Genomic DNA, 23,784 nt, shown 5'->3' with positions numbered 1-23,784 from the left:
GGGGATCACCACCACTGAGCCTGATGCTCTTTTTTGGGCAATTTATACAGGGTGGGCACAAACAAAAAATCAATTTGTGCCCAAAATAGTAGCACTCGTGCCCACTAATGTGCCCACCTGTAATTGCATAATATCTATATATATCAATGGTTTTAATGGTGTTTGGTGTCTGTGTTTACACATGGGCACATGGGCACATGGATCCGCACGCCAGTGGGAAAATATTATAAAGGAGTAAATACCCGCTCGCGTCATCATGAATTTTTCTATATGCGTATATGGTTTTTTCGTGCGCCCATGTGCCCAACACTTAAAACATGATTTAGCAGGATTTTTCTGGAGTTAATGAGAGTTGAATAAGTGGGCACAAAGGTGGGCACATGTGGGCATAAACCCGGAAAAGTGGGCACATTACAGCGGTAGCAAAACGACCGGCAACAGCAGCAATTGACGCCCTCTTTCCGTTCTCGCTACTGAGCCAATGCATATTGGCGGCATTGAGTTCCTGCACTTAGCACGGGTATAGGGGTTAGCTGTTTATGTACTTAAGAAGCTCTTTTGCCTCTTTCCTTTTTAGGTCAATCAACTCAGCCAGATCTTGCAAGTGAACAAGTCGGGGGGCTTTCTGGCTTTCGGCAAGCCTAAACGTTGGTAGTAACAATTCTCCCAGTAGCGCCTTTTTCTCTGCTGTGGCTGGCTTGATACCCAGATACTTTTCACAGATCTCGGATAGTGGCACTGCTGGTGTTTCGTATTCAGCCATAAGTAAAAACATTGTGTTCATCGCACCGCCTTAGTTTCGATCGAATGAGTTCGTAAAGGAACTCCTTTACGAACAGCAGAAAACCATACTATTAATTAGTTCGTAAAGATTGATTTTACTGTTTATGAACTATACAGTTTGCGAACTACCTTTACGAACGAAATGAAAAATTATGGCTCTCATCACATATCTGCGAGTTTCAACGAACGATCAAACAATCGAAAACCAGCGTCGCCAAATTCAGGACGCGGGCTATCAGGTTGAGCGGGATTTTGAATTTTATGATGATGGCATTAGTGGTGCGGTTCCCGCGAGTAAGCGCCCGGCGCTAGATGAAGCCATGAAAATGGCACGAAAGGGTGATGTATTCGTGGTGGTTGCTATTGACCGACTCGGACGCGATGCCGTTGATGTTCTGACGACAGTTAAAGCGCTAGACTCAAAGGGCGTGAAGGTAGTCAGCCTCCGCGAGGGATTCGACCTCAGCACTCCAGCAGGGAAGATGATGCTTCATATGATGGCGGGTTTTGCTGAGATGGAAAAAAGTCTGATTGCCGAACGCCGTGATGCTGGTATCTCCCGCGCAAAGGCTGAGGGTGTCCATTGCGGTCGCCCTCAGTTTGAGCATGGCGAGTTTATCGCATCCCTGTGGGATAGCGGCCTGAGTTACTCGCAGATTGTTTCTGAGCTGGCAGGGAAAGGCATCAAGGCCGGGAAAACAACGATCTATCGCTTTAAAAAGTGAATATCTTTCCGTCACCGCCAGAGGACCTACCATGCCGAGCAGCAATCCCGCGGACATGAACAATACAACGCTTTCTATAGGAGCATCCGCTTCTGTTCAGCGTCTCTCCGCCTCAATGCAACAATTCCGCGCCCAGCAGGAAGAATCGCGAGTGTTTTCTGAACCTGTGGAGTTTGACCCGTCACCTTCCAGTGCTCTGGGTATGCGTGCCCATGACATCAGAGGGTTTTGTGATTCCCGCCCATCGGAATTGCTTACCGAATATCTTCGCGGGTTGGGGTTCGTCAGGGAGCATCTCATAGCGGCGCGCAACACCCTTAAGGCTAGTGGCAAGAAGAAATACGAGGCATACATCAAAAACGCTGTAGAAGCGCTTCCCGCGCGATTCTGTGGCCTCAATTCATACTATCTGAAGATCCTCACCGACTTAATGGCGATCCCCTTTCGGAGAAGTGCAGAGAAGGACAGGAGGGAACTTTCTGATTCTCTGTGCCTGATTGCTAACTTTATCGAGAAATATCGTTACTGCGCTACCGATGACCGCTACCGGCTCTACGCCACAACCATTGTTAACGATATCGATACTGAGCAGCTCCCGCCTATGATTGCGGGGATAATCATCCGGGAAGTAACTTCACTGGTAAACACGGCCTGCGTGGCGAACGTGCTGACGTTTGCCTGCTCCGGCATTACTCATGAAGAATACTGGCGATATACTGACCCAGATGATTTTGCTGAGGTTTATCCGGGTGGCGAGATTCCTGATGATGCTTCCCCGCTTGATATGCTGGATATTTATCAGCCCCACCACGGCATAGCGCAGCAAAGCCTGTGGTATGGGCTGGATAATTACGTTGATGATTTCGTTGTGTCCCTTGCTGGTGGCCTTTTGTGCGGAAGAATGCCAGAGCAGCCGCGTCGGGTGATACTGAAGCGAGCTTGATATTATTATGGGGTATCCCTCTAGTGTTGCCTTGATGGTCTTATTTTATATTTTTTATCTATAAAACAATGAGATAAGTTTGATATGGAAAACATACTTGAAGTTCATCATCTTAAGAAATCCGTCGGTCAGGGGGAGCAGGAGCTATCCATCCTCACCGGAGTTGAGCTGGTTGTCAAACGAGGCCAGAGCATTGCATTAGTGGGGGAATCCGGTTCCGGTAAGTCGACGCTGCTGGCGATCCTCGCCGGGCTGGACGACGGCAGCAGCGGGGAAGTGAATCTGATTGGGCAACCTCTGCACGCGATGGACGAAGAGGCGCGCGCCGGGCTACGTGCCCGTCATGTGGGCTTTGTGTTTCAATCTTTCATGCTGATCCCGACGCTCAACGCGCTGGAGAACGTCGAACTCCCGGCCCTGCTGCGCGGTGAAACCGACAGTCAGGGGCGCAGCCACGCGAAGGCGCTTCTGGAGCAATTAGGGCTCGGCAAACGTCTGCATCATCTTCCGGCACAGCTTTCCGGCGGTGAACAACAGCGTGTGGCGCTGGCCCGCGCGTTTAACGGTCGGCCAGACTTGCTGTTCGCCGATGAACCCACAGGCAATCTTGACCGGCAAACTGGCGATCGCATTGCCGATTTGCTGTTTTCCCTCAATCAGGAGCATGGCACCACGCTGGTGCTGGTGACGCACGATCCGGCGCTGGCGGCGCGCTGTGATCGACGCCTGCGGCTGGTGAACGGTCAGCTGCAGGAGGAATCATGATTGCCCGTTGGTTCTGGCGCGAATGGCGTTCGCCGTCACTGCTGATTGTCTGGCTGGCACTGAGCCTGGCGGTGGCCTGTGTGCTGGCGCTCGGTAATATCAGTGACCGCATGGACAAAGGGCTGAGTCAGCAGAGCCGCGAATTTATGGCGGGTGACAGAACGCTGCGCACCGCGCGCACCGCGCCGGAGGAATGGCTGAATAAAGCCCGCGAATTGGGGCTACAGGTCGGTGAGCAGCTCAGTTTTGCCACTATGACCTTCGCGGGTGATACCCCGCAGCTGGCGAGTGTGAAAGCGGTGGATGACGTTTATCCGATGTATGGCCAACTGGACACCCAACCGCCGGGCCTCAAGCCGCAGGTGGGTAGCGTACTGTTAGCCCCCCGGTTGATGGCTCTGCTGAACCTGAAAACGGGGGACACAATCGACGTCGGCGATGCGACGCTGCGTATTGCCGGCGAAGTCGTGCAGGAGCCGGATTCCGGCTTCAACCCGTTCCAGATGGCACCGCGCCTGATGATGAACATCGCCGACGTGGCAAAAACCGGAGCTGTACAGCCAGGGAGTCGTGTCAGCTGGCGTTACAAATTTGGTGGCACGCCGCAGCAGATTGAAGCCTACGAGAAATGGTTGTTGCCGCAGCTGAAGCCCGATCAGCGCTGGATTGGCCTCGAGCAGGATGAAGGTGCACTCGGCAAATCTCTTGAGCGCTCGCAGCAGTTTTTACTGTTGTCGGCGCTGCTGACACTGCTGCTGGCGGTCGCTGCGGTAGCGGTGGCGATGGGACATTATTGCCGTAGCCGCTACGATCTGGTGGCGGTGCTTAAAACGCTGGGGGCAGGGCGGGCGCAGCTGCGCAAGCTGATCCTCGGTCAGTGGGCGATGCTCTTGCTGCTGTCGCTGGTCACCGGTGGCGCAATGGGGATGCTGTTTGAACGCGTGCTGATGGTGCTACTCAAACCCGTGTTGCCTGCCGCGTTGCCACCCGCCAGCCTCTGGCCGTGGTTGTGGGCCATTGGGGCGATGGTGGTGATTTCACTGCTGGTGGGAATGCGACCGTGGCGTCTGCTGCTGGCGACCCAGCCGCTGCGCGTATTGCGTCGTGATGCGGTGGCGAACGTCTGGCCGCTGAAATTCTACATTCCGGTGATGTTGGTAGTGGTTGTGCTACTGCTGGCCTGGCTGATGGGCGGTTCAATGCTACTGTGGTCGGTGCTGGCGGGCGCAGTCGTGCTGGCCGTGCTCTGCGGGCTGGTGGGCTGGGTTCTCCTGAACATGCTCCGGCGCGTAACGTTGAAATCGCTGGCGCTGCGTCTGGCAGTAAGCCGCTTGTTACGTCAGCCGTGGTCCACGCTCAGCCAACTGGCGGCGTTCTCGCTCTCCTTCATGCTGCTGGCGTTGCTGATGGTGCTGCGCGGCGATTTACTTGACCGCTGGCAGCAACAGCTTCCGCCTGAAAGCCCGAACTACTTCCTGATCAATATTGCGCCAGAGCAGGTCGGGCCGATGAAGGCCTTCCTGGCCGAACATCAGGTGATTCCGTCGGCGTTTTACCCGATCGTGCGTGCGCGTCTGACGGACATTAACGGTCAGACGACGGACGGCAATAAAGACGAAGCGTTAAACCGCGAGCTAAATTTGACCTGGCAAAGCCAGCCGCTGGAACACAATGCGGTAACCGATGGCAGCTGGCCGCCGAAAGTGGGGGAAGTGTCGATTGAGGAAGGCCTGGCGAAGCGTCTGAACATTGGGCTCGGCGACAACGTGACCTTTACTGGTGATACCCAGGCGTTCAGCGCGAAAGTCACCAGCCTGCGCAAAGTTGACTGGGAAAGCCTGCGACCAAACTTCTTCTTTATTTTCCCGACCGGGGCGCTGGACGGGCAGCCGCAAAGCTGGCTCACCAGTTTCCGCTGGGATAATGGCAACGCGCTGCTGACTCAGCTAAATCGTGAATTTCCGACCGTCAGTCTGCTGGACATCGGCGCTATTCTCAAGCAGGTCGGGCAGGTGCTGGAGCAGGTCAGTCGGGCGCTGGAAGTGATGGTGGTGCTGGTGACCGCCTGCGGCGTGCTGCTGCTGTTAGCGCAGGTTCAGGTAGGGATGCGACAGCGTCATCAGGAGTTGGTGGTCTGGCGCACGCTGGGCGCAGGAAAATCATTGCTGCGCACCACATTGTGGGCTGAGTTTGCCTTATTGGGGCTCGTATCCGGGATGGTGGCGGCTATTGGCGCAGAAACCGCGCTGGCGGTGTTGCAGACGAAAGTCTTCGATTTTCCGTGGGAGCCTGACTGGCGACTTTGGGTCACGCTGCCGCTAAGTGGCGGGGTAATGCTCTCTCTGTGCGGCGGCTGGTTAGGATTGCGCCTGCTGAAAGGAAAAGCGCTGTTCCGTCAGTTCAACGTGTAACTCCGTCGGGTGGCGACGCTCGCACGGGCCTACCGGTTTGTAGGCCCAAGCGAGCGTTGCCACCGGGAAAATGCGTTATGCCGCCAGCCAGGCGGCAACGTCCTCAAAGCTACCTCGGAACACAATCATTCCCGCTTTTTTACTGAGCTGATAACGATACATCGGATCGTAATATTCCACCAACAACGGTTTAAGCCAGCTGAAATGCACCTCGGTGGATGCGCCGCGTTGCTGCTGAAGCAGCGCTTCGTCGAGGCTTGCCGTCAGTTCGGCAAAACGTTGCAATCCTAAACGGCGGCGGATGGCGAACAGGCCCTGATGCAGATAGTCGCTGTATTCCTGCCAGCCTTGCTCTTCGCCAAACGCCTGCAAAAAATCATGGTGCATGCGGGTGAAATACTCTTCCCGAAGGCGCTCCAGCCGGACCTCAAACGGATCTTCCACCACCGCAATGGAGGACTGCGCCATCCGATTGCGCAGGCATTCAGGCAAGTGGTTAGCCCCAATCATGTGTCCTTCATCTTCAATAACCCAGCGCGCTGCGTCTTTTTGCAACAGCGCAATGGCCAGTTCATTTTCAAAACTGGCCTGTGAAAGCTGCGGCTGAAGCGTGCGGCCAAAGGACGAGCCGCGGTGATGGGCGAGCCCTTCGAGATCGATACCTGACGCCAGAGCCTGTACCAACTGGGTTTTCCCGTTACCGGTGCAGCCGCCAATCAGCACCATTGGCCGCTCGACATAATCTGCGGTCACGGTGATGGCGGTCTGACGCAAGGATTTATAGCCGCCGGCGATCAGCGGTACATCCACACCGGCCTCGCGCAGCCAGTGCTGGGTAATGTGCGATCGCTGACCGCCACGCGCGCAGCACAGCAGGGCATCCGGGTGGCGGCGAATCACGTCGACCCAAGTGTCTAAACGTTGTTGGCGCTTTTCCCCGGCGACCAGTGCGTGGCCGAGTTTCAGCGCGGCATCTGCCCCGTGGCGTTTGTAGCAGGTCCCAACAGCGGCGCGTTCGTCGTCATTCATCAGCGGGAGATTAATACCCGTTGGCATTGCCCCTTGTTGAAACTCTATCGGGGCGCGCACATCGATGATGGGCGTGTTGCCTGCGAGAATTTGTCGGAAGTTAACTGCGGGTCGGGTGGTATGTGGCATGGTTAAAGACTCTGGAGCGATACACCCCGGCATTTTACGCCACGTGAGGGGGGATAGCTTGATATTCGCCATTCGTTTAGCAAAAAGGTGTCATAAACCCACGGATTTCTGGCCGCCGCTGTTGAAACAGGCCAACGATATCCTCAACAACTTTGCCGCTGTGGGCGGTATGCCAGGCAAGGCTCAGTGGCGAGGCGGCTCTCATGGCAGGAATAGCCCGGCTAACCAGCTGGCCTTGTGCGATTAGCGGCTGGCAAAGCGGTAACGGTAAAAAACCGATCCCCACCCCCGCAATATGCGCGGCTACTTTCGTCTCGATATCGGGCACCAGAATTTCTTTTTGCCCTGGCAACCGCCAGGCCACTCGTTTGGTCAACCGACGCGCGCTGTCGGCAATGTTGACCGCTGGATAGCGGCGGAGCAGGGCCTCGGTGAGCGGGGCTTCGGACTGGTTAAGTGGGTGAGTGGGAGACATCACAAACAGCCACTTAACCTCGCCGAGGGGTTCAACGGCGATGGTATCCGACAGGGCTTCAGTGCCGGTCACGCCAATCGCCAGTGAAAAATCATCGTGCAGCAGCGTGTCCCAGACGCCCATGTAAATCTGGCGAGAAAAATGAAACTGGGTAAAGGGATAACGCCCGACCAGCCACGCCAGCAGCTGCGAGACGGCAAGCGGGCTGTACATCAGATTATTGACCACGATATTCACCTGGCGCTCAATGCCGTCGTTAATTTGCCGGAGTTCACCGGACATGCCGTCTATCCAGCCCAGCCACTCTCGTGCCTGAGCCAGTAGGTGATCTCCGGCAGGAGTCAGCGAAACACTGCGTGTAGTCCGGCAGAAGAGGGCGACGCCGGTGTTCTCTTCGAGCAACTTAATTCGATAGCTGATCGTTGCCGTGGTTTTGCACAGGCGCTCAGCGGCCCTGGAGAAGCTACCGGTTTCAGCAATGCACAGAAAGGTGCGCAGCGTTTCAATATCAAACATATTACATTCCAATAGTGAGCTGATTTATAAGTATTTTCTCATAATCACCATTTATGAATTGTGGTCTTTGTCTTGTTTTGGAAAAATATTCCAACTTTTAGGTTGCTGTTAATTTGAGAAGGTTCTAGATTAGCCGCAGAGAGAAGTTCAGAGCCGAAAGGGATCGGGAACACAAGGGAAAACGAGATGAAACTTGAGGTAAAACCGCTCAGTCGTGCGGCGTTTGCAGAGTATGGTGACGTGATTGAAACCGAAGGCCAGGATTTTTTCTTTATCAATAACGGGCAGGTGCAGCGCTTTCACGATCTGGCACACGTCGAGATCCTTGAGCAGGACAGAACGCTTATCAGCATTAATCAGGCGCAGCCTGTCGCGCTTCCCATCATCGTCACGGAGCTGGAGCGCCATCCGCTTGGCACACAAGCGTTTGTGCCTCTGCACGGCGAACCCTTTGTCATTGTCGTGGCGCTGGGGGGCGATGACGTTGATTTAACGACGTTGCGCGCGTTTATCACTAACGGGCAGCAGGGGGTAAATTATCACCGTAACGTCTGGCATCACCCACTGTTTGCCTGGCAAAAAGAAACCCAATTTCTGACCATCGATCGCGGTGGGAATGATAACTGCGACGTGGTTTCTGTCCCGTCGCACGAGCTGGTAATTTGTTGAGGTATCCCGTGACGCTGCTGGTTATCTTGCATAAGATATCGAACTTATGCTTAACGTAGGCTGGCGGAGAAGACGGAAAAAATGACAGAAGTACGACGGCGCGGCAGGCCAGGCCTGGCAGAACCGACCGCGCAAAAAGGGGCGCAGGCCCTGGAGCGAGGCATCGCGATTATGCAGTATCTGGCCAAAAGCGGCGGCAGTTCTTCAGTTAGCGATATTTCGGTGAATCTCGACTTGCCTCTGACCACCGCCTTTCGCTTACTGAAGGTGCTGGAAAACGCAGATTTTGTCTACCAGGACAATCAGTTAGGCTGGTGGCATATCGGGCTGGGCGTGTTTAACGTCGGCACGGCCTACATCCACAACCGTGACGTCCTGTCGGTCGCCGGGCCGTTTATGCGCCGTCTGATGCTGATGTCAGGGGAAACGGTGAACGTGGCTATCCGCAACGGTAACGAAGCGGTGTTGATAGGGCAGCAGGAGTGTAAGGCGATGGTCAGAATGTGTGCCCCGCTGGGCAGCCGTCTGCCGCTTCACGCATCCGGTGCGGGGAAAGCGTTGCTCTATCCGATAGGTGAAGAGGCGTTGATGGACGCGATTTTGAAAACGGGTTTGCAGCGCTTTACGCCGACGACCCTTATCGACCTGCCGGTGTTGCAAAAGGACCTGGAGGGCGCGCGTCTGCGGGGCTACTGCATCGATCAGGAAGAGCACGTTATTGGGCTGAACTGTATTGCCTCAGCCATTTACGATGATGTAGGCAGCGTGGTGGCCGCCATCTCTATTTCTGGACCTGCCTCACGCTTAACGCCGGATCGCTTTGCCAGCCAGGGAGAGTTGGTACATCAGACGGCTATGGATATCAGTACTGCGCTTGGCCTGAAAACAGCCAGAGCATAAGCGTCGCACCCCGCTCGCCGGAGCGGGTTTTTTTGGTGGATTTACAAAGTTGGAATATTTTTCCAAAAAATAAGGTGAAACGGAAATGGCAAGAATGAGAGCCGTGGATGCGGCAATGTATGTTCTGGAAAAAGAAGGTGTGGACACCGCATTTGGTGTGCCGGGTGCGGCGATTAACCCTTTTTATTCTGCAATGCGACAACATGGCGGTATCCGTCACGTACTGGCGCGCCACGTGGAAGGCGCTTCTCACATGGCGGAGGGTTACACTCGTGCAATGGCAGGGAATATCGGCGTCTGCCTGGGAACGTCTGGCCCGGCAGGGACAGATATGATAACCGCGCTGTATTCAGCTTCGGCAGATTCAATCCCTATTCTGTGCATTACCGGCCAGGCACCGCGTGCCCGTCTGCATAAAGAAGATTTTCAGGCAGTGGATATCGAATCCATTGCCAAGCCGGTGAGCAAATGGGCTGTGACCGTGCGCGAAGCGGCGCTGGTGCCGCGCGTGCTGCAACAGGCATTTCACCTGATGCGCTCAGGCCGCCCTGGCCCGGTGTTGGTCGACCTGCCGTACGACGTGCAAGTGGCAGAAATTGAGTTTGATCCTGATATGTACGAACCGCTGGCGGTCTACAAACCTGCGGCTTCCCGCGCGCAAATTGAAAGAGCCATCGACATGCTGATGCAGGCCGAGCATCCGGTGATTGTCGCCGGGGGCGGGGTAATTAATGCCGATGCGGCTGCGCTGTTACAGCGTTTTGCCGAGCTGACGCAGGTGCCGGTGATCCCAACCCTGATGGGCTGGGGCTGCATTCCAGACGATCATGAACTGATGGCCGGAATGGTCGGGTTGCAAACGGCACACCGCTACGGAAACGCCACGCTGTTGGCCTCCGACCTGGTGTTGAGCATTGGTAACCGCTTTGCCAATCGCCATACTGGCTCGGTAGAGAAATACACCGAAGGGCGCAAAATCATTCATATCGACATCGAGCCGACGCAGATTGGGCGCGTGCTGTGCCCGGACTTAGGCATTGTCTCCGATGCGAAAGCAGCGCTGACCCTGCTGGTTGAGGTGGCGGAAGCGCGGCAAAAAGCAGGGCTGTTGCCGTGTCGTGGCGCGTGGGTAGCCGACTGCCAGCAGCGTAAACGCACCCTGCTGCGCAAAACGCATTTTGACAACGTGCCGGTCAAACCGCAGCGCGTCTACGAAGAGATGAACAAAGCCTTCAGCCGTGACGTGTGCTACGTCACTACCATCGGCCTGTCGCAAATCGCCGCGGCGCAAATGCTGCATGTGTTTAAAGACCGTCACTGGATCAACTGTGGCCAGGCGGGACCTTTAGGCTGGACACTTCCGGCGGCCCTCGGCGTTTGCATCGCGGATCCGAAACGTGAAGTGGTGGCGATTTCTGGCGACTTCGATTTCCAGTTCATGATTGAAGAACTTGCCGTCGGCGCGCAGTTCAACATTCCGTATATCCACGTGCTGGTGAATAACGCCTATCTGGGCCTTATCCGCCAGTCACAGCGCGCCTTTGATATGGATTACTGCGTCCAGCTGGCGTTCGAAAACATCAACTCCAGCGAAGTAAACGGCTATGGCGTTGACCACGTGAAGGTGGCTGAAGGTTTAGGCTGTAAAGCCATTCGTGTGTTTAATCCGCAGGATCTGGCCCCGGCGTTTGAGCAGGCTAAGGCCCTGATGGCGCAATATCGCGTGCCGGTAGTGGTGGAAGTTATCCTTGAGCGCGTAACCAATATTTCGATGGGCAGTGAACTGGATAACGTTACGGAGTTTGAAGCCACGGCTGACAGTGCCGCCGATGCACCGACTGAAACCTGCTTTATGCAATATCACTAAGGAAGGCGCACCATGTTACGTTTTTCTGCCAATATCTCGATGCTGTTTACGGAATATGACTTTCTCGACCGCTTTGCCAAAGCGGCGGCCTGCGGATTTCGCGGCGTCGAATTTATGTTCCCGTATGACTACGACATTGATGTGCTCCAGCAGGTCCTGAAGCAGAACTCTCTGGAACATACGCTGCACAACCTCCCGGCGGGTGACTGGGCCGCCGGGGAACGCGGAATAGCCTGTATTCCCGGGCGCGAAGCGGAGTTTCGAGAAGGCGTGCTGGCGGCCGTGCGTTATGCAAAAGCGTTAGGTAACCGCAAAATCAACTGCCTGGTAGGCAAAACCCCTACACAGTTCAGCCCGGAACAGGTTCACACAACGCTGGTGGATAACCTGCGTTTTGCGGCAAACGTGCTGGCAAAAGAAGACCTGCTGTTGCTGCTTGAGCCAATTAACACCTTCGATATCCCGGGTTTCCATCTGACCGGCACGCAGCAGGCGCTGGCGTTGATTGAGGATATCGGTTGTCGCAACGTCAAAATTCAGTATGACATTTATCATATGCAGCGTATGGAAGGGGAATTAACTCTGACGATGCAAAAGCAGGCTGAGCATATTGGTCATTTGCAAATTGCCGATAACCCACATCGTGGTGAACCGGGAACCGGGGAAATTAATTACGACTACCTGTTTGAGGTGATTGCGCAATCTGATTATGACGGCTGGGTCGGGTGCGAATATAAGCCCGTCACCACCACCGAAGCCGGAATAGGCTGGATGGGTCGTTATTTAAAATAAGTCTTTTGTCAGGCAGCGTTTTTACCCTAAATAATTCGAGTTGCAGGAAGGCGGTAACTCTGTGACAAATTCGTCGGGAACGAATTTGACCAGCCAAAGGCTAGCCTCTGGTGAGAGACAGGATGTCTCTCATTAATCCCCTGGAGCTTACTCAAGTCAGTGACTGGGGTGAGCAGGCGTAGCCAACGCACATGCAACTTGAAGTATGACGGGTATATTTCACCGTAAATCCGGCGGGATAACTGTTGCCTGAATTCAGAAAACGAAGAGGGAAATAGCATGAAACTGGGATTTATTGGATTGGGCATTATGGGCACGCCGATGGCGCTGCGTCTGGCACAAGCGGGGCATTCACTCCACGTGACCACCATCGGTCCGGTGGCTGAGGCACTGCTGGCAACCGGTGCGAAAAATGTCGAGACGGCGCGTCAGGTGACGGAAGCGTCAGACATTATCTTTATTATGGTGCCTGATACCCCTCAGGTTGACGAGGTACTGTTTGGTGAGCACGGCTGTGCAAAAGCGTCGCTGAAGGGCAAAATCCTCGTCGATATGAGCTCCATTTCACCGATTGAAACCAAGCGCTTTGCAAAGCAGGTCAATGAACTCGGCGGTGAATATCTTGATGCGCCAGTGTCGGGGGGCGAAATAGGCGCTCGTGAAGGCACGCTTTCAATTATGGTCGGCGGCGATCAGGATGTGTTTGACCAGGTGAAACCGCTCTTTGAGATTATGGGGAAAAATATCACCCTGGTGGGCGGCAACGGTGACGGTCAGACCTGTAAAGTGGCGAACCAGATTATCGTGGCGCTGAACATTGAAGCCGTATCGGAAGCGTTGCTGTTTGCCTCGAAGGCCGGGGCCGATCCGGTACGTGTGCGCCAGGCGTTGATGGGCGGTTTTGCCGCTTCACGTATCCTCGAAGTACACGGCGAGCGTATGATCAAGCGTACCTTTAACCCGGGCTTCAAAATCGCCTTACATCAGAAAGACCTTAACCTTGCGCTGCAAAGTGCCAGGGCGCTGGGCGTAAATTTACCGAACACCGCGACCTGTCAGGAATTGTTTAATACCTGCGCCGCCAACGGTGGCAGCCAGCTGGATCACTCGGCTCTGGTACAGGCGCTGGAATTAATGGCCAACCATAAAATTGCATAAAAATTAAACCCGCCGCTATGACGGCGGGAAGTTTCATCGTTTTGTTCCGCATAGCTAAACCCGTGAAAGCGTTATTCCGATACGTGAAAAGAGGGCATTATGGAACAGCAAAGAAGTCTTTACCAAAAACGCGGTTACAGTGACGATCTCTTACCCAAACTTGAAAGTCAACGCAACTGGAAAAGCTTTAACTATTTTACCTTATGGATGGGATCGGTTCATAACGTCCCTAATTATGTAATGGTCGGCGGATTTTTTATTCTCGGGTTGTCGACGCTGAATATTATGCTGGCAATTATTATTAGCGCCTTTTTTATTGCAGCAGTAATGGTCATGAACGGTGCAGCAGGCAGTAAATACGGCGTGCCGTTTGCGATGATCCTGCGTGCGTCTTACGGCATTCGTGGTGCGTTATTTCCTGGCATTTTACGAGGCGGTATCGCGGCCATCATGTGGTTCGGTTTGCAGTGCTATGCCGGGTCGCTGGCATTTCTTATTCTGCTCGGCAAAATTTGGCCGGCGTTCCTGACACTGGGCGGCGATTTTACACTGCTGGGGCTGTCTCTACCGGGGCTGATTGCGTTCCTGCTGTTCTGGCTGGTTAACGTTGGCATCGGTTTTGGTGGCGGGAAAGTGCTGAATAAGTTCACCGCGATCCTTAATCCCTGCATCTATATCGTGTTTGGCGGTATGGCTATCTGGGCGATTTCATTAACCGGTATCGGCCCGATTCTGGATTATTTGCCGACCGGAGTGCAGAAAGCTGAGCACAGCGGTTTCCTGTTTCTGGTGGTGATCAACGCGGTAGTGGCGGTTTGGGCGGCACCTGCGGTAAGCGCCTCTGACTTTACGCAAAACGCGTCCTCGTTTCGTGCTCATGCGCTGGGACAAACGCTGGGGTTGGTTGTGGCCTACGTGCTGTTTGCGGTGGCCGGTGTGTGCATTATTGCCGGAGCCAGTATCCATTACGGTATGGACACCTGGAACGTGCTGGACATTGTGCAGAAATGGGACAGCCTGTTTGCCTCATTCTTTGCGGTGCTGGTTATTCTGATGACCACGATTTCGACTAACGCCACCGGGAATATTATTCCGGCAGGCTATCAAATTGCCGCGATTGCTCCGACCAAACTGACGTATAAAAACGGCGTACTGATTGCCAGTATTATTAGTCTGCTGATTTGCCCGTGGAAGCTCATGGAAAATCAGAACAGCATCTATTTATTCCTCGATATTATCGGCGGCATGTTAGGTCCGGTGATTGGTGTCATGATGGCCCATTATTTTGTGGTCATGCGTGGGAATATTAATCTTGATGAATTGTATACCTCCGCCGGCGATTATAAATATTACGATAACGGTTTTAACCTGACGGCGTTTTCCGTCACCGTTGCCGCTGTTATTTTATCCCTCGGTGGAAAATTCATCCCTCTGCTGGAACCGTTATCCCGCGTTTCATGGTTTGTCGGCGTCATATTTGCATTTGTCGCTTACGCCTTATTGAAAAAACGAGTGGTGAATGAACCGGCTCCTAAACAACATGTAGCAAGCTAGCACCAGGCAATGCGTAAATAAAAACAACTGTACCTACACGGAGAATATTATGTCTTACGATCTGATTATTAAAAACGGCACTGTTATTCTGGAAAATGAAGCCCGAGTGATTGATATCGCTGTCCGAGACGGCAAAATCGTTGCTCTTGGCGAAGATCTGGGCGAGGCCAAAGAGGTGATGGACGCCAGCGGATTAGTGGTTTCACCCGGAATGGTGGATGCGCATACCCACATTTCTGAGCCGGGCCGCTCCCACTGGGAAGGCTATGCCACCGGAACGCGTGCGGCGGCGAAGGGCGGCATTACGACCATGATTGAAATGCCCCTCAACCAGCTGCCAGCCACCGTCGACCGCGCCAGTATTGAACTGAAATTCGACGCCGCTGCGGGCAAGCTCACCATTGACGCCGCGCAGCTTGGCGGGCTGGTGTCCTACAACCTTGACCGTCTGCACGAACTCGATGAAGTCGGCGTGGTTGGCTTCAAATGCTTCGTCGCCACCTGCGGCGATCGTGGCATCGACAACGATTTCCGTGATGTGAACGACTGGCAATTTTATAAAGGCGCGCAGACGCTGGCGAAGCTTGGGCAGCCGGTGCTGGTGCATTGCGAAAACGCGCTGATTTGCGACGAGCTGGGTGAGGAAGCCAAAAAAGAAGGCCGCGTGACCGCCCATGATTATGTGGCATCGCGTCCGGTGTTTACCGAAGTGGAAGCCATTCGTCGCGTCCTGTATCTGGCGAAGTCTGCCGGTTGTCGCCTGCACGTGTGCCACGTCAGCAGCCCGGAAGGCGTGGCGGAAGTGACTCGCGCCCGTCAGGAAGGCCAGGACGTGACCTGCGAATCGTGCCCGCATTACTTCGTGCTGGATACCGATCAGTTTGAAGCCATTGGCACCCTGGCAAAATGCTCGCCGCCTATCCGCGATGCGCAAAATCAGAAAGGTATGTGGGACAAACTGTTCAATGGTGAAATCGACTGCCTGGTCTCTGACCACTCGCCATGCCCGCCGGATATGAAAGCAGGCAACATCATGCAGGCGTGGGGCGGCATTGCCGGTCTGCAAAGCTGTATGGACGTGATGTTTGACGAAGCGGTGCAAAAGCGCGGCATGTCGCTGGCGATGTTCGGCAAGCTGATGGCCACCAATGCGGCCGACATTTTCGGCTTGCAGAACAAAGGCCGAATTGCCCCAGGCAAAGATGCCGATCTGGTGTTTATTCAGCCGAATAGCAGCTATGTGCTGAAAAATGAGGATCTGGAATACCGTCATAAAGTCAGCCCGTACGTGGGCCGCACTATCGGCGCGCGTATTACCAAAACGCTGCTGCGCGGCGATGTGATTTACGACATCGAAGCGGGCTTCCCAATCGCGCCGAAAGGTCAGTTCATTCTTAAACACCAGCAATAACGCGGTCATGCATGCCCATCCCTGGGATGGGCATGCTTTTTTCTGGGTAACGTGATGATGAATGTGTCTTTAAGCCGCGATAGTGCGCTGTCCGGTTTCCAGTGGTTTTTCTTTATTTTCTGCAATACCGTCGTGGTTCCACCGACGCTGCAATCGGCCTTTCAGCTTCCCGATGCCGCCCTGTTTACCCTGATCCAGTTCGCTTTTCTCAGCACCGCGTTGGCCTGCCTGGCACAGGCTTTTCTGGGGCATCAACGGGCAATCATGGAAGGGCCAACCGGGTTGTGGTGGGGCACTATTTTAACCGTCACCCTCGCGGAAACCGCGCGCGGCACACCGGTCGACAGCATTGCCTGGAGCCTGGCGGTGGGGATTGGCTGCTCCGGGATCCTCACGCTGGTATTGGGCGCGAGTGGGCTTGGCCAGCGGCTGGCTGGCTGGTTCAGCCCGGCGGTGATGGTTGTGTTTATGCTGCTGCTCGGCGCGCAGCTCACAAGTATCTTTTTCAAAGGCATGCTTGGGCTGCCGTTCGGCGCAGGCCACGTGGCACAAGGCGTGCAGATGCTGCCTTTTCTGCTGGCGCTGGCGGTGATGTTGCTGGTGATCGGGATGATTATTTTGCTGCCGCCTCGGGTGTCCCGCTACGCACTGTTGGTGGGAACGCTGGTGGGCTGGGTCGTCTGGCGTTTGTGCTATTCCGCGCCGTCAATCAGCGACCCGGGCGCACACTGGCAGTTCTTCCCGCTGGGCCATGGCGGTGAATTGAAGCCCGGCATTATCCTGACCGCACTGCTGGCGGGTATCGTTAACGTCTCGAATACCTACGGGGCATTACGCGGTACGGACGTTTTTTATCCGCAGAAAACAGCAGGCACTTCGCCGTATTCCCGCAGTTTTATCGTTTCTGGGGCGATGACCGTGCTCACCGTTCCGCTTGGTGTGGTGCCGTTCTCTCCGTTTGTTTCTTCCATTGGGCTGATTACCCAGACCGGCGACAGCACGCGGCGCGCTTTTGTCATCGGTAGCCTGTGTTGTCTGGCGGTGGCGGTATTTCCCCCGCTGACGCGACTGTTTTGCACTTTACCTCTGGCGGTCAGCAGTGCGGTCATGCTGGTGTCCTATCTGCCGCTGCTCTATTCAAGTTTGGCTTTCAGTCAACAACTGACCCTGACCCCACGCAATTGCTACCGTCTGGCGCTGCCGCTGTTCGCCGGTATTTTCCTGATGGGCTTGCCGCCGCTCTATTTACAGGCGGTACCGCTGATCGTGCGGCCGTTACTGAGTAATGGTTTGCTGGTCGGCATTTTGCTGGCTCTGGCGATGGACAACCTCATTCCGTGGCAACGGCTGAAATAATCTCCCTACCGTAAGGATGTAGCATGAAAATTGTGATTGCCCCTGATTCATTCAAAGAAAGCCTCAGTGCGCAAAAATGCGCACAAGCAATCCAGGCGGGCTTCTCCGCTATTTTTCCCGACGCGGAATATCAGTGTTTACCGATTGCCGATGGCGGCGAAGGCACCGTTGAGGCGATGGTCGCCGCCACCTCGGGACTGACTGTCCCGGTGACGGTCACTGGCCCGCAGGGAACGCCGGTTGAGGCGTTCTACGGCGTGACCGGGGATGGCGCAACGGCGGTGATTGAGATGGCCGCGGCCAGCGGGTTGATGCTGGTGGAGCCTGACGCGCGAAACCCGCTGCGAGCGACTAGCTACGGCACCGGGGAGCTTATCCGTCACGCGCTACGGGCCGGGATCGGGCATATCATTTTGGGTATCGGCGGCAGCGCCACCGTAGACGGCGGTATGGGCATGGCGCAGGCGCTGGGCGCACGTTTTTTTGACGCTCAGGGTAAGGAACTGTCAGCCAGCGGCGGGGCCCTGTTGCACGTGGAGCGGGTTGATCTGCAGGGGTTAGATCCGCTGCTGAAAAAGTGTCGGATAGAAGTGGCCTGCGATGTGGATAATCCGCTGATTGGCCCGCGCGGGGCGGCCACGGTGTTTGGCCCGCAAAAAGGGGCTACACCGGGTATGGTTGAGACGCTTGAGCGCGGTTTGACCCGCTATGCCGGGGTGCTGCAAACGTTGACCGATGTCGAGGTAAGCACGCTCCCGGGCGGCGGTGCCGCGGGTGGGATGGGCATTGCCGCTGTGGTGTTCCTTAATGCGCAGCTCAAACCGGGGATTGATATCGTGATTGAGGCGGTAGGTCTGGCGCAGGCAATTGACGGGGCGACGCTGGTGCTAACCGGGGAAGGGCGCATCGATTCACAAACCGTCGGCGGTAAAGCCCCGATGGGAGTGGCCCGGGTGGCGAAGCAGTTTAACGTGCCGGTGATCGGCATTGCGGGCGTGCTAGGTGAGGGCGTGGAGGTGATTCATCAGCACGGTATCGACGCGGTTTTCAGCATTTTACCGCGCCTTGCACCGCTGCCCGAGGTATTGGCCGATGGCCAAAACAATCTCTATCACTGTGCGCGAAACATTGCCTGTGCCATCAGGATCGGTCAGTTGATGGCGTAAAAAAAGCCACGGCGCTTGCCGTGGCTAAACAGAACAAACTCAAGCCAACATAGCTAAACTAAATTTCCACGTCGCGGTTACAGTCTTTCGAATAGATATAGCTGAAGGCTTCCCCACGCCCAACGCCATAGCCCGCTTGCAGCGAGTACGCACCCATAAAGATGTAATCGCCTTTTTTCACCGGCACCCAGTTGTTATCGAGGTTATACACCCCCTGACCGGAAAGAATGTAGGCCCCGTGTTCCTGCACATGCGTTTCGATATAACCGTGGCTGGCGCCCGGTGCAAACGACAGGATGTGCATGTTCATGTCAAAGCCCAATTCTTTAGGCAGGAAATCGAGCAGAATGACGTCGTCCATGCCCTCATAATGGATTTGCTCCAGCTGGCTGGCATTGCCGCAGACCCGATACGGCGCGTGACCCGCAGCCGGAACATAGCGGCGCTTATAGAGAAATATCTGACTGTCGGCAGCCTGCTGATTTTTAAAGGTCATCAGCATATCCGGCGGGCAGTACAGATAGCCACCCTGTGTCAGCGCAAAACGCTCACCACCGGCTTCGACGCTAATGCTGCCCTCGATAACATAGAGGAACGTTTCGATGCCTTCGCCACCAAAGCCCGTCGTGTTGCCGCCATCCTGATGCAGAGTGACAAGGTAATCAACGAAGGTCGCCCCCAGCTTCGGCGTGGAGAGGATCGTGACGTCGCAACCTTCAAAGCCAGGAATGATATTTTTCACCAGACCATCTGGCGTCAGCAGGGCATAGTTACCATGGCGGACGATGGAACGGCTGGCCAGTAAATCATCCCGGTAGCCGATAACGTTATTCAGATATCCCATTGTTACAGTTCCTTATAAGCCAATTGATAAAGCATCAGCGCCAGCGTTTTGACGCCTTCCGCCAGATCGGTCATGTGAGTACGTTCTGCCGGGTTATGGCTGATGCCTCCGATGCTGGGGATAAAAATCATGCAGGTCGGGACATGCGGGGCAAAAATTTGCGCATCATGGCCTGCACCGCTGTGCATGACGCGGTAGTTGAGGTTTTCCGATTTACACAGGGCGGTAAGTTGCGCCACCAGGTTGGCGTCCATCGGCACCGGGGCTTCGTCCATCCACAAGTCAATATCGATGTCGACATTTTCCTGCTGGCAAATCTGGCGCATATTCGCTTCAAGGCGCTCGGTAAATTGCTGTAGCACCTGGGCGTCAGTGTGACGGCAGTCGATGGTAAAAAGCGTTTTACCCGGCACGACGTTCACGGTATTGGGCTGCGGCTCGACCTTGCCGAAGGTCAGTACCAGCGGATCGCCCTCCGCCCGCGCTTTGGCGACAGATTCACTGCAGATGCGGCTAAAAGCGTGCACCGTATCGCGGCGATAGCTCATCGGCGTGCTGCCCGCGTGGTTAGACTCACCGCAGAGCGTGACCGTATAACGGCGCTGGCCGACAATTGCATGCACCACGCCAATCGCCTGCTGGTGGGTTTCGAGAGTTCGCCCCTGCTCGATATGCAGCTCGACAAAGGCTTTGATGTCCTTGCGTGCCGGGAGAGTCGCGGCAGGCAGGGCAAAGCCGCAGGCGTGCATTGCCTCGACAAAGCCAATGCCCTGCGCGTCGCTGATATCACGCACGTCGGCGGGGTTGGCCTCGCCCATGATGTTTTTGCTACCCCAGAACACATACGGGAAGCGGCTGCCTTCTTCCTCCGCCATCGCCACCATTTCCAGGCTGCGCAGCGGTAAGCCGTAGGTCTCTTTCAACCAGCGAATAGCCAGCCAGGCGGCCAGCGCGCCGAACTGACCGTCGAGATTGCCGCCGTTGACCACGCTATCAATATGCGAACCGCTGAGGATCACCTCATCGGGATAGCGGGTGCCCGGCAGGCGGGCGAACAGGTTTCCGACTGCGTCAAACCGGGTTTCCAGCCCATCGTCGGCCATCCGCTGCCGGAATTGTTGCTGGGTCTCCAGCCACTGCGGCGAATAAAGTAAACGGGTTATTCCGCCACTCGGGTCGGCACCGAAAGTTGAAAGCCATGGCAGCGTGTCTTCTATCGCTTTGCGAAATACGTTATCCATATATTAAAACCTGTTATTACTGGGCAAACGGATTTTTCGTCTCATACGAGCGGGTATATATCGCGTCTGAAACCAGATAGTCATAAATATCATCAACAATCTCTATGCCATGGGTTGTTGATTCCTTTTCATAAAGATCTAAATTTTGCCCAGGGTAATACACCTGGTTAAACCCTGGTGCGGGCTGAATGGCATTTAATTCACTCATGGTTTGACTTAAATGCTGGCGAAACAATTCACTCGAGGAGAAAAAGGCTGGGTTAATGACAATATGTAATTGTCCGAGATTTCGTCCGTGGCTTAAATCGTCATACATTGAACTGACCTGTTTGCCGAACGGTAATCCGAGCAAAATACCGGACAGTACGTCAATCATCATCATCAGTCCGTAACCTTTTGGCCCGGCGGCGGGCAGCAGCGCGTGGACGGCAAACGGATCGGTAGTAGGGGCCCCGTGGCTGTCGACGGCCCAGGTCGCGGGGATGGGTTCCTGACGCGAGCGGGCATCAAGAATTTTTCCCCACGCCTGCACGGTGGTCGCCATGTCAAAGGTCATGATATCGCCGTTTTCACCCGGTGCGGCGAAGGCCAGCGGGTTGGTACCATAGTAAATCTCTGCCCCGCCAAACGGCACCACCATCGGATCGGACTGGCACAGCGAAATGCCGATCATCCCCGCCCGGGCAGCTTGCTGCACGAAATAGGAGATAGCGCCACTGTGGCCCATCCGGCTGATGCCGACCACTGCCACGCCTTTTTCCTGGGCCAGTTCGATGGCGTGCAGCATCCCCCGCTTGGCGGCAACCTGACCAGCCGCGTTATCCGCATGAAGCACGGCAGAGCAGGGGCCGGTTTGTTCCATCTGGAAGACCGGTTTGCGGTTAGTGCCGCCTTTGGAAATGCGCTCGGCGTAATACTCCACGCGGACGGCGCCATGAGAATGGATACCCCGCGCATCCGCAAACACCAGTACTTCGGCAACGGTGGCGGCTTGGTCGCTATTAAGCCCTGCTTTGGTCAACTTCTGCTGAATAAGTTGAAAGAGTGTTTCCCGGCTGACTTTCATCGGTCTTCCTTTTTACGACGGTGGAGAGCTGAATGAGCGCCAACATACCGTGAAAATAAATCGAATATGTGATCCGGATTGATAAATTCAGATAGTTAGAATTAATTTAATAATCCAGTTTGTTTTTATCGAAGCTTTTAATGAGTCGGTTTTTTAAAATTACACAGGTAATACCCGAGGGACTGTTCAAATAATTCGTGTAATAAACGGGGTGTGATGCCTGTCACCTTTAATTACTCTTTTGCTGTATAGCCTTGAACTAAATTAACAGCGCCAGTGTTTTATGCACGGCGTAATTATTGGGGAGTGGTTATGATCCATGCCTTTATAAAAAAAGGGTGCTTTCAGGATTCGGTCAGCTTAATGATTATTTCTCGTAAATTAAGCGAATCAGAAAGCGTAGAGGACGTGTCGGTAATGATGGGCACGCCCGCCAATAAAGCCTTGCTGGAAACCACCGGTTTTTGGCATGACGATTTCCAGCAGGCGACGCCAAATGATATCTGCGTGGCGATTCGCACTCTGGCCGAGGACACGACGGTTACTCAGCAGATTGTTGAACAACTCGATGCCGCGCTGGTAGCCCTGGCTCAGGGAGCGGGGAGCGGTCAGTCGCTGGTCCAGGTGAAACGCTGGGAAAGCGCCTGTCAGAAGCTGCCCCAGGCCAATTTACTGCTGATCTCCATTGCCGGAGAGTATGCCGCCGGGCTGGCGCATCAGGCGCTGGAAAGCGGCAAAAACGTGATGATATTTTCCGATAACGTCACGCTCGACGATGAAATTGCACTCAAAACGCGAGCCCGTGAACGCGGGCTGCTCGTGATGGGGCCAGATTGTGGCACCTCGATTTTGGCCGGGACGCCGCTGGCTTTCGCTAACGTCATGCCCAAGGGAAACATCGGGGTTATCGGTGCTTCCGGGACCGGTATCCAGGAGCTCACGTCGCAAATCGTCCTCGCCGGAGAAGGAATAACCCACGCCATTGGCCTGGGTGGGCGTGACCTCAGTGAGCAGGTCGGGGGCATCAGTGCTCTGACTGCACTGGAGATGTTGGCGAGCGATGCGCCAAGCCAGGTACTGGCCTTTGTGTCCAAACCTCCCGCAGTAACCGTGCGACATCGGGTCATTCAGGCGATGAAAGCCAGCGGGAAACCGGTGGTGGCGCTATTCCTCGGCTATGTCTCTCCGGTTGCCCACGATGAAAACGTCTGGTTTGCCGCCACTCTGGATGAGGCAGCCCGGCTGGCCTGTTTGCTTTCACGCGTTGCGAGCCGCGTAGATACCTGCGAGCCGGCTGCCGGCGGCGTTTTGCGCGGACTGTACACCGGCGGCACCCTGGCTGCAGAAGCCGCAATGCTGCTGGCCAGCCATCTCGGGATCGAACCTGACCCGCAGCATCATCACGGCATGATGCTGGATGCACAAGGACATCAGGTTATCGATCTGGGCGATGATTTTTACACCGTGGGTCGCCCGCACCCGATGATCGACCCGTCCCTGCGTAACCAACTGGTCGCCAGCCTGGGACAGCAACCGGACGTCAGCGTTCTGTTGCTCGATGTGGTGCTCGGCTATGGCGCGACCGACGATCCTGCCGGGCCGCTGGTGGAGGCCATCGGCAAAGCACAGGCGGGACGCAGCGCCGCGCATCCACTTCAGGTTATCGTCACCGTCACCGGCACCGAGCGCGATCCGCAGGTGCGTTCGATGCAAATTGCCATTCTGGAAGATGCCGGGGTAGCGGTAGTCAATTCTCTGCCAGAAGCGACCCTGCTGGCGGTGGAATTACTGCGCCCACGTCCGGTCCACCTCGCAGAAAGTACAGCGGCGCTGCTGGAAGGCGTGGCGGTGATCAATGCCGGGCTGCGCAGTTTTGCTCTGGATTTACAGGCGGCTGACACCCCTGTGGTGCATTACTCGTGGGTGCCCGTTGCGGGCGGCAATCAACAACTGGCGCGTTTATTAGAACGTTTGCAATAAGGGG

At 55.2% G+C, this 23,784-nt stretch carries 20 protein-coding genes; 14 read left to right on the top strand and 6 right to left on the bottom strand.

Going from position 1 to position 23,784, the window contains the following annotated elements:
• Positions 1-529: 529 nt before the first annotated feature.
• On the bottom strand, positions 530-784 hold the full coding sequence (locus MUU51_RS20765) for a pyocin activator PrtN family protein (protein ID WP_258968508.1): 255 nt from the start codon (positions 782-784) through the stop codon (positions 530-532).
• A 151-nt stretch (positions 785-935) separates the two neighbouring features.
• On the opposite strand from MUU51_RS20765, the gene MUU51_RS20760 reads away from it, so the two are divergent.
• The 4 genes from MUU51_RS20760 to ybbP all read left to right on the top strand — a co-directional run bounded on the left by MUU51_RS20760 (position 936) and on the right by ybbP (position 5,627).
• On the top strand, positions 936-1,508 hold the full coding sequence (locus tag MUU51_RS20760) for a recombinase family protein (RefSeq protein ID WP_258968507.1): 573 nt from the start codon (positions 936-938) through the stop codon (positions 1,506-1,508).
• Between the two features lie 31 nt (positions 1,509-1,539).
• Positions 1,540-2,451: a hypothetical protein gene (locus tag MUU51_RS20755; RefSeq protein WP_258968506.1), complete on the top strand. Its 912-nt coding sequence runs from the start codon at positions 1,540-1,542 to the stop codon at positions 2,449-2,451.
• Between the two features lie 84 nt (positions 2,452-2,535).
• Positions 2,536-3,216, top strand: coding sequence for a putative ABC transporter ATP-binding protein YbbA (gene ybbA, locus MUU51_RS20750; RefSeq protein ID WP_258968505.1), 681 nt, complete (start codon positions 2,536-2,538; stop codon positions 3,214-3,216).
• Positions 3,213-5,627 carry a putative ABC transporter permease subunit YbbP gene (ybbP, locus tag MUU51_RS20745; protein WP_258968504.1) on the top strand — a complete coding sequence of 805 codons (2,415 nt, stop codon included), beginning with the start codon at positions 3,213-3,215 and terminating at the stop codon, positions 5,625-5,627. Before ybbA ends, ybbP begins: the two co-directional genes overlap by 4 nt.
• 75 nt (positions 5,628-5,702) lie before the next feature.
• On the opposite strand, the gene mnmH is transcribed toward ybbP, so the two are convergent.
• Positions 5,703-6,785 (bottom strand): tRNA 2-selenouridine(34) synthase MnmH, encoded by a 1,083-nt coding sequence (gene mnmH, locus MUU51_RS20740; protein WP_258968503.1) that lies wholly within the window; start codon positions 6,783-6,785, stop codon positions 5,703-5,705.
• Between the two features lie 76 nt (positions 6,786-6,861).
• Positions 6,862-7,776, bottom strand: a complete 915-nt coding sequence (gene allS, locus MUU51_RS20735) for an HTH-type transcriptional activator AllS (protein ID WP_258968502.1) — start codon at positions 7,774-7,776, stop codon at positions 6,862-6,864.
• A gap of 186 nt (positions 7,777-7,962) precedes the next feature.
• Here allS and allA point away from each other — a divergent pair, with 186 nt between their 5' ends.
• From allA to glxK, 9 genes are all read left to right on the top strand, one after another.
• Positions 7,963-8,445, top strand: coding sequence for an ureidoglycolate lyase (allA, locus tag MUU51_RS20730; protein ID WP_159772855.1), 483 nt, complete (start codon positions 7,963-7,965; stop codon positions 8,443-8,445).
• Between the two features lie 81 nt (positions 8,446-8,526).
• Positions 8,527-9,345, top strand: a complete 819-nt coding sequence (gene allR, locus MUU51_RS20725; RefSeq protein WP_159772858.1) for an HTH-type transcriptional repressor AllR — start codon at positions 8,527-8,529, stop codon at positions 9,343-9,345.
• Positions 9,346-9,430: 85 nt separating this feature from the next.
• Entirely contained in the window at positions 9,431-11,212 is a 1,782-nt protein-coding gene (gene gcl / locus MUU51_RS20720; protein WP_258968501.1) for a glyoxylate carboligase, read from the top strand.
• Between the two features lie 12 nt (positions 11,213-11,224).
• Positions 11,225-12,004 (top strand): hydroxypyruvate isomerase, encoded by a 780-nt coding sequence (gene hyi, locus MUU51_RS20715; protein ID WP_159772864.1) that lies wholly within the window; start codon positions 11,225-11,227, stop codon positions 12,002-12,004.
• A 279-nt stretch (positions 12,005-12,283) separates the two neighbouring features.
• On the top strand, positions 12,284-13,162 hold the full coding sequence (gene glxR, locus MUU51_RS20710; protein ID WP_258968500.1) for a 2-hydroxy-3-oxopropionate reductase: 879 nt from the start codon (positions 12,284-12,286) through the stop codon (positions 13,160-13,162).
• 99 nt (positions 13,163-13,261) lie between these two features.
• Complete coding sequence (locus MUU51_RS20705; protein ID WP_258968499.1) at positions 13,262-14,716, top strand: allantoin transporter; 1,455 nt, start codon at positions 13,262-13,264, stop codon at positions 14,714-14,716.
• Positions 14,717-14,765: 49 nt separating this feature from the next.
• Positions 14,766-16,127 carry an allantoinase AllB gene (gene allB / locus MUU51_RS20700; RefSeq protein ID WP_258968498.1) on the top strand — a complete coding sequence of 454 codons (1,362 nt, stop codon included), beginning with the start codon at positions 14,766-14,768 and terminating at the stop codon, positions 16,125-16,127.
• A 54-nt stretch (positions 16,128-16,181) separates the two neighbouring features.
• A complete protein-coding gene (locus MUU51_RS20695; protein ID WP_159772876.1) occupies positions 16,182-17,483 on the top strand; it encodes a uracil/xanthine transporter in 1,302 nt (433 codons plus the stop codon).
• A 23-nt stretch (positions 17,484-17,506) separates the two neighbouring features.
• Positions 17,507-18,649 carry a glycerate 3-kinase gene (gene glxK / locus MUU51_RS20690; RefSeq protein ID WP_159772879.1) on the top strand — a complete coding sequence of 381 codons (1,143 nt, stop codon included), beginning with the start codon at positions 17,507-17,509 and terminating at the stop codon, positions 18,647-18,649.
• Between the two features lie 58 nt (positions 18,650-18,707).
• Here glxK and allE read toward each other — a convergent pair whose 3' ends face one another.
• From allE to allD, 3 genes are read right to left on the bottom strand one after another with little or no spacing between them, the layout of a single operon-like run.
• Positions 18,708-19,493: a (S)-ureidoglycine aminohydrolase gene (gene allE / locus MUU51_RS20685; protein WP_258968497.1), complete on the bottom strand. Its 786-nt coding sequence runs from the start codon at positions 19,491-19,493 to the stop codon at positions 18,708-18,710.
• Positions 19,494-19,495: 2 nt separating this feature from the next.
• Positions 19,496-20,734 (bottom strand): allantoate deiminase, encoded by a 1,239-nt coding sequence (gene allC, locus MUU51_RS20680; RefSeq protein WP_258968496.1) that lies wholly within the window; start codon positions 20,732-20,734, stop codon positions 19,496-19,498.
• 16 nt (positions 20,735-20,750) lie between these two features.
• A complete protein-coding gene (allD, locus tag MUU51_RS20675) occupies positions 20,751-21,800 on the bottom strand; it encodes an ureidoglycolate dehydrogenase (protein WP_258968495.1) in 1,050 nt (349 codons plus the stop codon).
• A 312-nt stretch (positions 21,801-22,112) separates the two neighbouring features.
• On the opposite strand from allD, the gene MUU51_RS20670 reads away from it, so the two are divergent.
• Entirely contained in the window at positions 22,113-23,780 is a 1,668-nt protein-coding gene (locus MUU51_RS20670; protein WP_258968494.1) for an acyl-CoA synthetase FdrA, read from the top strand.
• Positions 23,781-23,784: the final 4 nt, after the last annotated feature.

Origin of the sequence: Scandinavium manionii, assembly GCF_024764775.1 — a bacterium.
GTDB lineage: Bacteria > Pseudomonadota > Gammaproteobacteria > Enterobacterales > Enterobacteriaceae > Scandinavium > Scandinavium manionii.
Note: the sequence above shows the minus strand (reverse complement) of the source record. Positions and strands in the feature narration are given on the sequence as shown.

What these genes read in the sequence shown, in the direction of transcription:
- MUU51_RS20760 (WP_258968507.1), top strand. Translation starts at nt 936, where the DNA reads ATGGCTCTCATCACATATCTGCGAGTTTCAACGAACGATCAAACAATC.
- allR (WP_159772858.1), top strand. Translation starts at nt 8,527, where the DNA reads ATGACAGAAGTACGACGGCGCGGCAGGCCAGGCCTGGCAGAACCGACC.
- mnmH (WP_258968503.1), bottom strand. Translation starts at nt 6,785, where the DNA reads ATGCCACATACCACCCGACCCGCAGTTAACTTCCGACAAATTCTCGCA.
- allE (WP_258968497.1), bottom strand. Translation starts at nt 19,493, where the DNA reads ATGGGATATCTGAATAACGTTATCGGCTACCGGGATGATTTACTGGCC.
- MUU51_RS20695 (WP_159772876.1), top strand. Translation starts at nt 16,182, where the DNA reads ATGATGAATGTGTCTTTAAGCCGCGATAGTGCGCTGTCCGGTTTCCAG.
- allD (WP_258968495.1), bottom strand. Translation starts at nt 21,800, where the DNA reads ATGAAAGTCAGCCGGGAAACACTCTTTCAACTTATTCAGCAGAAGTTG.
- MUU51_RS20670 (WP_258968494.1), top strand. Translation starts at nt 22,113, where the DNA reads ATGATCCATGCCTTTATAAAAAAAGGGTGCTTTCAGGATTCGGTCAGC.
- allS (WP_258968502.1), bottom strand. Translation starts at nt 7,776, where the DNA reads ATGTTTGATATTGAAACGCTGCGCACCTTTCTGTGCATTGCTGAAACC.
- MUU51_RS20755 (WP_258968506.1), top strand. Translation starts at nt 1,540, where the DNA reads ATGCCGAGCAGCAATCCCGCGGACATGAACAATACAACGCTTTCTATA.
- allB (WP_258968498.1), top strand. Translation starts at nt 14,766, where the DNA reads ATGTCTTACGATCTGATTATTAAAAACGGCACTGTTATTCTGGAAAAT.
- allC (WP_258968496.1), bottom strand. Translation starts at nt 20,734, where the DNA reads ATGGATAACGTATTTCGCAAAGCGATAGAAGACACGCTGCCATGGCTT.
- allA (WP_159772855.1), top strand. Translation starts at nt 7,963, where the DNA reads ATGAAACTTGAGGTAAAACCGCTCAGTCGTGCGGCGTTTGCAGAGTAT.
- glxR (WP_258968500.1), top strand. Translation starts at nt 12,284, where the DNA reads ATGAAACTGGGATTTATTGGATTGGGCATTATGGGCACGCCGATGGCG.
- gcl (WP_258968501.1), top strand. Translation starts at nt 9,431, where the DNA reads ATGGCAAGAATGAGAGCCGTGGATGCGGCAATGTATGTTCTGGAAAAA.
- glxK (WP_159772879.1), top strand. Translation starts at nt 17,507, where the DNA reads ATGAAAATTGTGATTGCCCCTGATTCATTCAAAGAAAGCCTCAGTGCG.
- ybbA (WP_258968505.1), top strand. Translation starts at nt 2,536, where the DNA reads ATGGAAAACATACTTGAAGTTCATCATCTTAAGAAATCCGTCGGTCAG.
- MUU51_RS20705 (WP_258968499.1), top strand. Translation starts at nt 13,262, where the DNA reads ATGGAACAGCAAAGAAGTCTTTACCAAAAACGCGGTTACAGTGACGAT.
- MUU51_RS20765 (WP_258968508.1), bottom strand. Translation starts at nt 784, where the DNA reads ATGAACACAATGTTTTTACTTATGGCTGAATACGAAACACCAGCAGTG.
- ybbP (WP_258968504.1), top strand. Translation starts at nt 3,213, where the DNA reads ATGATTGCCCGTTGGTTCTGGCGCGAATGGCGTTCGCCGTCACTGCTG.
- hyi (WP_159772864.1), top strand. Translation starts at nt 11,225, where the DNA reads ATGTTACGTTTTTCTGCCAATATCTCGATGCTGTTTACGGAATATGAC.